The sequence below is a fragment of the Natronocalculus amylovorans genome, from assembly GCF_023638035.1.
GTDB lineage: Archaea > Halobacteriota > Halobacteria > Halobacteriales > Haloferacaceae > Natronocalculus > Natronocalculus amylovorans.
In genome coordinates this window covers 1-9,216 of record NZ_JAKRVX010000004.1, presented here as the reverse complement: position 1 = coordinate 9,216, position 9,216 = coordinate 1, and the positions used below count along the sequence as shown (strand labels likewise).

The following is a 9,216-nucleotide window of genomic DNA, read 5'->3' as shown; positions in this document are numbered from 1 at the left end:
AACGCTGTTCACGTGGTGAACAAACTGTAGCCCGTGAACCGGTACAATGTCTCTACCGCCGCTACACTAGACTCTAAAAAAAGAATGAGTCAGTTTGTCTCGATCGCAAGCACTGTATCCAATGCCTCTGCTGTCCGAACAGCCAACAGGTGGTTACAGTATGCCGCAGACGCTTGTGGATCCTGTCGATACAGCTCTTCATCTACGGCTGCCTCTGCAACGGCCGCATCAATCGTCGATTTATCGACTGCTGAGCCGATCAACGCATTTTCAACCTCCTCGAGCCGCATCGAACGGACAAGGTTTCCGGTCGCCGCAACGCGAGCAGCTTCGATCGTCTCACCACCATCGTCCGTCTGCACCCACGTTCCAACACCGATCAGTGGATAGCCGGAGAGTGGATTTCGATACTTGACATATGTGCTCGCGGTATTCGCTGCGACTGGAATCTCAACCGCGGTCACAATCTCATGATCACCAACTTCGGTCTTGAAGTCACCATGAAACAGTTCGGTTGCGTCGATCGAACTCGATCCATCCGGTCCAGTCACCGAAACTGACCCACCAAGTGCAAGGACTGCAGCAGGAAGGTCCGCTCTCGGATCGCCATGTGCAAGGTTGCCGCCAATACTCCCGCCGTTTCGGACCTGAATATCGCCAACTGCCTGTGCAGCGACTGCAAGTGCTGGTGCATGCGTCTGTACGAGTTCCGATCGCGCAATTTCGGCATGTGTTGTGAGTGCTCCGATCGACAGTCCTGCTTCGGTCTCCTCGATCGACCGAAGTCCGTCAATACCGTTGATGTCCACGAGCACAGGCGGTGCTTCCTCACCAGTTCGCATTCGCGGGAGCAGCCCATGTGATCCGGCCATCGGCTCTGCACCCTCATTTGATACCAGCAGTTCAACGGCTTCTGCAACGCTCGTTGCTCGATAGTACTCGAAATCGTTTGCGTACATTAGTCACCACCTCCCATGGCCCGCCAGACACGCTCTGGTGTGATCGGCATGTCCAGATGTGTTACTCCAAACGGTTCCAATGCATCCACAACCGCGGAGACGATCGTTGGCGCGGCAGCGATCGTTGCAGACTCGCCAACACCCTTGACGCCGATCGGGTTATGTGGACTTGGAGTCACCGTATTCTCGGTCTCGAAGTCCGGCAGGTACGTCGCGTGCGGAACGGCATACTCGTCCATTCGACGAGTTGTGAGATGGCCGTCATCATCATAGACGGCGCCTTCATACAGCGCCGCACCGATTCCTTGCGCAATGCCGCCGTGAACTTGCCCTTCGACGATTAATGGGTTGATGATCTCCCCGCAGTCGTCAACTGCAACATAGCGTTCGAGGTCGATCGCCCCTGTCTCTGGATCGATCTCGACAACGGCAACGTGTGTTCCGAATGGGAACGTGAAGTTCTCCGGATCATAGAAGTTTGTTGACTCAAGCCCGGGGTCCATCTCCTCAGGCAGATTGTGACCAAGATAGGCTTGTGCAGCCACGGCTTGGATATGCATCGATCGGTCGGGTGCACCCACAACATGGAACTCCCCATCATCAAATCCGATGTCCTCAACACTGGCCTCAAGCTGATGCGCCGCAATCTCGCGGGCTTTCTCTCGTACATCACGGGCACCACGAGCGATCGCCCCACCACCAACAGAGGCGCTTCGACTGCCGTATGTCCCCATCCCTTGCGGGATCTGATCGGTATCTCCTTCGACAACGTTTACGGCATCAATATCGACGCCAAGCTCTTCGGCTGCGATCTGTGCGAACGTTGTACGATGGCCTTGCCCTTGATCAGCAGTGCCAACAAGGACGGTGACGGTTCCAGTTGAATCAAACCGGACGATCGAACTCTCCCAGCCACCAGCCTGCGCACCGAGATCGCCGGCAAGCCCGGATGGTGATAAGCCAGCAGACTCGACGAAGTTTCCAACGCCGATACCGAGATACCGCCCCTCCTCACGGAGCGCTTTCTGTCGCTCTCGAAGGTCATCATAGCCGATGTGCTCCAACGCGGTATCCATAGCACGTTCGTACTCTCCGCTATCGTAGATGACTGCCGCAGCCGTCTGATATGGGAACTGGTCGGCCGGAATCAGATTTCGGCGTCTGAACTCCGCAGGATCCATGTCGAGCTCTCTAGCTGCAACATCCATGAGCCGTTCAATCACATAGATTCCTTCTGCACGTCCAGCACCACGGTAGGCGTCAACCGGCGTCGTGTTCGTAAATGCACCAATCACGCGACAGTAGATCGCAGGAATCGCATACTCACCGGAGAGGATTGTTGAGTAGAGGTACGAGGGGGTGGCCGTCGCAAACTGCGATAGCTGTGCGCCAAGGCCGGCGTACGTCTCCACGCGGACGCCTTGGACAGTGCCATCATCGTTGACTGCAATCTCAGCAGTCGTAGTGTGATCGCGGCCGTGACAATCCGTGACGTACGCCTCCATACGGCTGGCCTTCCATTTGACTGGCCGACCCAACTGCATTGAGCACCACGCAGTCACGGCTTCATCTGGGTAGTGGTAGATCTTACTACCGAAGCCGCCACCAACTTCAGGGGCAATAACCTGAATCTTGTTCTCAGGAACACCGAGCGTCCCTGCAGAGAGCAACATTCGGTGCAGATGGGGGTTTTGGCTCGTCATCCAGATTCGGAGTTCTTCGGTGCCACGATCCCAATCTGCAACAGCCGCCCGTGGCTCCATTGCATTTGGGATTATCCGCGGCTGTCGGAGATCGACACTCACGACATGATCTGCGGCTTCGAATGCCTCATCAACAACATCCTTTTCACCGAGTTCGAAATCAAACGCCACATTGTCCGCTGCCTCATCATGGACTGGCGGCACATCACTCTCAACTGCGTCGACCGGGTCGGTCACGTGTTCGAGTTTCTCATAGGTGACTTCGATCGCATCAAGTGCATCGCGTGCTTTTTCAGGTGTCTCAGCGACAACCGCTGCGATTCCATCACCTTCGTGGCGGACTTTGTCCACGGCGAGCATTCGATACTGCGGTGTCACCAGTCCCGGGAGCATCCATGCGGTTGGGATCGTGTTCGGGACGCCGCTTTCGACAACATCTTCGCCGGTGTAGACGGCGATGACACCGTCCATCGCTTCTGCCTCGCTTGTGTCGATATCTACAATCGTGGCATGTGCATGGTCCGATCGCCGAATCGCAAGATGCACCATCTCTCGAAGCATGACATCGTCAGTGTAAGTTGCACTGCCGGTCAACAACGGAATATCTTCGTTCCGCTTAATCGCTTTCCCAAACACTCGCTTATCGGACCGATCTTCGGCGTCACTCATTGGTTGGTGCCCCCTCAGTAAGCGTTGCTTCGATCGCATCAACGATGTTGTGATAGCCGGTACAGCGACAGAGATTCCCTTCAATCGCCTCTCGGATCTCCTCACGGGATGGATTCTCAGCGTCTTTCAGATACGTATCTGCAGTCATCAGCATTCCAGGCGTACAAAATCCACACTGGAGCCCGTGGTGTGCTTGGAACTGTGCCTGCAGCGGTGCAAGGTTGCCGTCTTCTGCAAGCCCCTCTACGGTTTCAATCTCTGCTCCATCTAACTGGACAGCAAACTGCATACACGATTTGATCGCATCTCCATTGACACGAACCGTGCACGCACCACATCGTGCCGTCTCACAGCCGACGTTTGCACCAGTGTAGCCAAGTTCCTCTCGGAGGGCTGTAACAAGGAGCGTTCGTGGCTCAACGTGCAACTCGTGTGTTGCCCCATTAACCGAGAGTGTAATCTCTTGTTTGCTCATGGTTCAACTCCGAGATGATACGTTGTACTGAGAGCAACTTTCATGGTTATTGATAACATGTTATCTATCTACATGATTCAACTGTCTGTTGTGGTAAATAGATATGTGCGAAATCGTGGACTAGCTACCCAAAGGACTGACCGTGGCCTGCCTATACAGAGCACACAATTTCAGAGATCGCTTGGCCGATCGACGTCTCGATGAATACCTGGATCCGAAACCGCAACGAGAGCGCTCCGATCACCAGCTAACAGGATCTCTCGCCCACCGACATCCCCAGTGACGTCTGTTAATGCTGGAGCGTGATCCCGACTGAAAAGGACTGGATTTCCTCGAACATCGTCTGTACTCGGTGCAAGCGCATCCCACTCACCAGTTGCGTACACCTGGATGAGTGTGTTGATTGTCTCGACAGCGACAAACGGCATGTCACCAAGCGCAATAACGACCGCATCGGCATCAGGAACCAATTCATACGCTGCTCGAACACCTGTTTGAACCGATGTTGACTGCCCATCACGATACGCTGTATTGACGACGGTTTCGATCGGCAGCCCGGATAGTGCTGTTTCAACCTGCTTGCGATCGTGACCAAGCACGGCAATCGTCGCAGTGACTGCGGTGTTACACACCCCTCGCGTTGCGTGCCGAACGATCGGTTCTCCGTCAATTTCTGCAAGGAGCTTGTTTGTGTCACCAAAGCGTTGGCTCGTTCCACCGGCAAGAACAATTCCAACAACGGTTGGCATCGGTGTCCCAGATGGAACACACGTCGGGTCAACAGTCGGGAGCTGAGTATCCGAGTCGCTCTCACTCATATCTGATTCTAGACCCCATTTAGGACCGCTGCTGGTCACAATGGTACCATGTTACAAAAGTATATAGCCGACCCGAACTACGTTCAATTATTCTATGTGTGATTCGATCGAGCGGTGGAGAGGCAGGGCAATCGATCTCTGCGCTGAACAGCGCTGGTGTCTATGACCTCGGATCGAACCGCATCATCGTTTCAGAACCTCACAGAATCGGAGCTTGAATCGATATTCGATCGGATGGACTATGTTGCACCCGAGAACGTGGTCACGACTGTCTGGCTCTCGCTCACGCTTGGGAAGCCGCTCTTACTTGAGGGACCACCGGGAAGTGGAAAAACCGAACTGGGGAAAGTGCTTGCAAGCGGCTTCGAAACGGAGCTCATTCGTCTCCAGTGTTATGAAGGGTTGACAGCGGAGAACGCGTTGTATGAGTGGAACTACACGAAACAGCTGCTTGCCGTCCAATCGAACGAAGGTGCAGTTGACACAGCCGCCTCAAATTCGACACAATCCGTATTCAGTGAACCGTATCTCCTCAAACGGCCGCTCTTCCGCGCAATCTCTGCAGACAGCCATACCCCGCCTGTCCTCTTGATTGACGAGATCGATCGTGCGGATGATGCGTTTGAAGCGTTTCTCCTTGAGGTGCTCTCTGACTTTCAAGTCTCCATTCCAGAGCTCGGGACGATCCGAGCAACACAGCCACCGGTCGTCCTGTTAACCTCGAACCGAACACGAGCATTGAGCGATGCGCTCAAGCGCCGCTGTCTCTACCTTCACATTGAGCCACCGTCGTTCGATCAAGAGTTTCAGATTGTGTCACAGAAAGTGCCGGAGCTGCAAGCAACAGTCACTGCAGAGCTCTGTGCAATCATCGAGCGGCTCCGCGAAGAACCGTTTCTCAAACAGCCCGGTGTGGCAGAGACGCTCGATTGGGCACGGGCGATTAACACACTCCGGGCGCCAGAGTCTGATGATCCGCTGTCAATCGCAGAGATTCAACGCACGCTTGGCTGTGTGCTGAAAGAGATCGAAGATCTTGATCGCGTTGACGAAACACTACTCTCTGAGCTCATTACCGTGGCTGCTGATGCAGAGACGCCAAGATGACTGATCACCCACCCACCACGCCGATCGAGGCGGCTGATTTTACGACTGCACACAAGCATGTGCTTGCTGAGCTACACTGGTTCACTGACCAGTTACACCAACAAGGTGTCACATTGCCTGCAGTCTCGACGCTTGAGGCTGCGCGTGCGCTTTCACTTGTCGGACTCAGCGACAAAACACGAGTGCAAACTGTGCTTCAGGCAACATTGCTCTCTGCACCCGATGAGTACACGGTATTTGCAGCGGTGTTCCCCGAGTTTTGGCAGCGACTTCGGGCTCGGCTGGAAGCGGTAGCTATTGAGACTCCCACCCAAGCCGGTGATCGACCCGAGACACACGTTCTCTCCCGATCGGATTCACTCTCTGTAATGACTGCGGATGAGCCCCGCGAATCTGCAGAACAGGATGTCGAAACCAGTGGGCCTGACAGTATACAGCCCACGAGTACCCAGCAAATAGCAACTTCGACAGATGACACCACAACTGATGACGCCGCTGCTGTCAGGGGGTATAGCGCCACGGGACCGGCTGGATCGATCGACCCCGAACGTGCGCTTGGGCCACAACACGACACCACCGAAGCAGCAGTGACCGAATTTGTCGAGACGGTGGTCACGCTTGCCGGACGCAGACATCGCCCCGCAACGAGTGGTCGGCGTCCTGATTTCCGGCAGGCGCTTCGAAAAAGCATCCAAACTGGTGGTGCGCCGATCGATCTTCCGATGCAAACGCAGGTCACGTCCGAGCGAAACTGCTGTGTGTTGATCGACGTCAGTGGCTCCGTACTAGACACGCTCAACCTTGAGCTACTGCTCCTGTTGGTAACCACCGTCACTGAGCGAGCACGGAACGCACGCGTATTCCTATTTGACACCGAACTAACCGAAGCAACAGACGCATTCGCTGATCGGCATGTAGACCCGCTTACTGCACTTCGAAACGCCGAGGTCACATGGGGTGGTGGCACACAGATTGGACGTTCACTCGAGACGCTCAAGCGGACTGCACCGGATGCGATCGATCGACAGACGGCAGTGATTATGGTCAGTGATGGACTCGATGTTGGAGATGATGATGTGCTTGCGGAGTCAATTGCGTGGATTGCGCGCCGATCGGCCGCGATCATCTGGTTGAACCCGCTTGCAGTGTCTCGCGCATACGAGCCAACTGCACGTGGGATGGCCACCTGTCTCCCGTTCGTCGATGGACTCTTCGGGTTTGCTGATGCAGCAGACCTTACCGAGGCGACCCGCCAACTGAGCTATCGAGGGTTGCATGGACCGATCGGATACCGTTATGATCGCCGTCGTCATGGGGGACCATCCACCTCCAACACACCGTGAGCGTGTGACCGACGGAACCACTTTGTGTGCAGGTACCATACTGGATGCAATTGCCGTCGAGACGTTCTTATCCAGAGACGGTCGATCGCTCATCCATCATGACAGAACACGATTGGAATATTCCAGAACCGGCAGTGTTGAATCGCGTCCGTACTCGGCTTGAAGCATCGGCTACTGAGGCCACCGAAGATGTTCTCGCGACGATTGTTTCTGTAGAGGGAAACGCCTACCGACGCCCTGGCGCAAAGATGCTGTTTGCCGCAGATGGGACACACAGCGGGAGTCTCACTCCTGGCTGTCTCGAGGATGCATTACAGAAAGCAGCCGCTGACGTTCGTGACTCGGGGACGATACAGTATGTGACCTATGATATGATGGAAGACGATGATGTCTGGGGACTCGGTATTGGCTGTCATGGAATTATTGATGTGCTTTTAGAACCGCTCACAGCACAGTACCAACCGGCAGTTGATGCATTTGCTAACCGAGAGGATATTGCCGTTATAACCGTGATCGACTCGGAAACGGGCGTGCACTCCCGTGGCGATCGAGCATACTACGACCCGGTGGACGATCGATTTACCATCCCTGCAGGTGGGAGTGACAACTGGCCAGAGGATGCGTTGGCAGACCCTGCACGAAAGATGGCAACACATGGGCGATCGACTGTGCTTACGATCACAGATGCCGGTAACGAGCTAACCGTCTTTATTGATGGAGTGGCAGCACGGCCGGAACTGGTCATCTTTGGAAGCGGCCACGATGTGGAGCCCGTCACCGAATTGGCTGCAAAAAACGAGTTTCACGTTACCGTCGTTGGCTTTCGTGGCGGTATCCCGCTCTCGGAACGATTCCCATATGCTGATGAAACATACGCGACCTCACCCGGCTCAATCGAGGACGTCATCTCGCTTCACGACCGAACGTATGCAGTCGTGATGACGCACAACTTTGTTGATGATCTCTTAACTATCGAGACATTACTTAATTCGCCAGTAGCATACATTGGCTTAATGGGGCCGCGAGAGCGTTTCGAACAGCTCCTTGGGGAGCTTTCGGAATCAGGTGCAACTGTAACGGCGTCTGCGCTTGACCGCGTGTACACGCCAATCGGCCTCAATCTTGGTGGCGGCTCACCGTATCAGATTGCCCACAGTATTGTTGCGGAACTCCTTGCGGTGCACAACGAGCAGGAACCAGCGCATCTACAATCACATGCAGGCCCGATTCATGGCCGCGTTGCAGCAGAGATATTAAAAGAAGACAGTTAATTATCCTGCATGAGAACGTTTGCTCGAATGTCACGATCGATACCGTACCTATTCTGCGAGGAAGCATAATGGCTGAGATGGCAGTTTCCTCCGATATTGGGCCGCTCAAAAAGGAGATTATGCGAGCAACCTACCAAGCACTCGTTGAGCACGGCTATAGCGATCTCACCATGCAAGCGATTTCAGACGAGTTCGAAAAAAGCAAGTCACTGCTGTACTACCACTATGACGGCAAGGCGGATTTGCTGTCGGCATTTCTGGCATACGCGCTGAACACGTTCCTTGAGGAGATTGAGGTCGAAACCACTGATCCACAAACACAACTTGAGACGCTCATCGATCGGCTCGTCCCTGAAACAATCGATACAGAAACGTATCAAGCACAGATTGCGCTACTCGAACTCCGCAGCGACGCGCCACATCACCCGCTCTACAAAGAGCAGTACACAACGGTTGATAAAACGCTCCAAGAGAAGATCACCGAAATTCTGCATACGGGCGTAGATTCAGGCGTATTTAGCGATATTGACCCCGAAGTGGAAGCCGAACTATTGCTTTCGATGCTTCACGGTATTCGGATGCGCCGTATCACCACGCATGGCTCATTCCCGATCGAAACGAGCCGAAACGCGATTTATGCTCATCTCGATCGGTTCACTTCTGCCAATGACGGCGAGCAGTGAAGTGCTATTGTCGTAATCGAAGCATGACATCCTCCTCGCCGTAAACGGCGAGGTTTCCTCACGCTGGGGGTATAATATCGGTTACCGACCCACGGAGGCAACTTGCGGGTTCGTATGCTCCTCGTTGGGAACTGAGCGTGGTAACTCCGACCAGTTGTGGTCGTCCCACTTGAGGCATACAGGTCGTG

8 protein-coding genes are annotated in these 9,216 nt (G+C 54.5%); 4 read left to right on the top strand and 4 right to left on the bottom strand.

The window, feature by feature from the left end; genetic code table 11:
• Positions 1-89: 89 nt before the first annotated feature.
• The 4 genes from AArcSt2_RS10805 to AArcSt2_RS10790 form a co-directional block, all read right to left on the bottom strand.
• Positions 90-959: an FAD binding domain-containing protein gene (locus tag AArcSt2_RS10805; RefSeq protein ID WP_250584533.1), complete on the bottom strand. Its 870-nt coding sequence runs from the start codon at positions 957-959 to the stop codon at positions 90-92.
• Positions 959-3,331, bottom strand: coding sequence for a xanthine dehydrogenase family protein molybdopterin-binding subunit (locus AArcSt2_RS10800; protein ID WP_250584531.1), 2,373 nt, complete (start codon positions 3,329-3,331; stop codon positions 959-961). The genes AArcSt2_RS10805 and AArcSt2_RS10800 overlap by 1 nt, the downstream gene beginning before the upstream one ends.
• Complete coding sequence (locus tag AArcSt2_RS10795; RefSeq protein ID WP_174653206.1) at positions 3,324-3,806, bottom strand: (2Fe-2S)-binding protein; 483 nt, start codon at positions 3,804-3,806, stop codon at positions 3,324-3,326. Before AArcSt2_RS10795 ends, AArcSt2_RS10800 begins: the two co-directional genes overlap by 8 nt.
• 170 nt (positions 3,807-3,976) lie before the next feature.
• Positions 3,977-4,624, bottom strand: coding sequence for a nucleotidyltransferase family protein (locus AArcSt2_RS10790; protein WP_250584529.1), 648 nt, complete (start codon positions 4,622-4,624; stop codon positions 3,977-3,979).
• 162 nt (positions 4,625-4,786) lie between these two features.
• Between AArcSt2_RS10790 and AArcSt2_RS10785 the strand changes: the two genes are divergently transcribed.
• The 4 genes from AArcSt2_RS10785 to AArcSt2_RS10770 all read left to right on the top strand — a co-directional run bounded on the left by AArcSt2_RS10785 (position 4,787) and on the right by AArcSt2_RS10770 (position 9,028).
• Positions 4,787-5,731, top strand: a complete 945-nt coding sequence (locus tag AArcSt2_RS10785) for an AAA family ATPase (protein WP_250584527.1) — start codon at positions 4,787-4,789, stop codon at positions 5,729-5,731.
• A complete protein-coding gene (locus AArcSt2_RS10780; RefSeq protein ID WP_250584525.1) occupies positions 5,728-7,074 on the top strand; it encodes a VWA domain-containing protein in 1,347 nt (448 codons plus the stop codon). The genes AArcSt2_RS10785 and AArcSt2_RS10780 overlap by 4 nt, the downstream gene beginning before the upstream one ends.
• A gap of 98 nt (positions 7,075-7,172) precedes the next feature.
• The gene (locus AArcSt2_RS10775) at positions 7,173-8,345 is read left to right on the top strand and encodes an XdhC family protein (RefSeq protein WP_250584523.1); all 1,173 of its coding nucleotides are present in this window, start codon (positions 7,173-7,175) and stop codon (positions 8,343-8,345) included.
• Positions 8,346-8,413: 68 nt separating this feature from the next.
• On the top strand, positions 8,414-9,028 hold the full coding sequence (locus AArcSt2_RS10770; protein WP_250584521.1) for a TetR/AcrR family transcriptional regulator: 615 nt from the start codon (positions 8,414-8,416) through the stop codon (positions 9,026-9,028).
• Positions 9,029-9,216 lie beyond the last annotated feature (188 nt).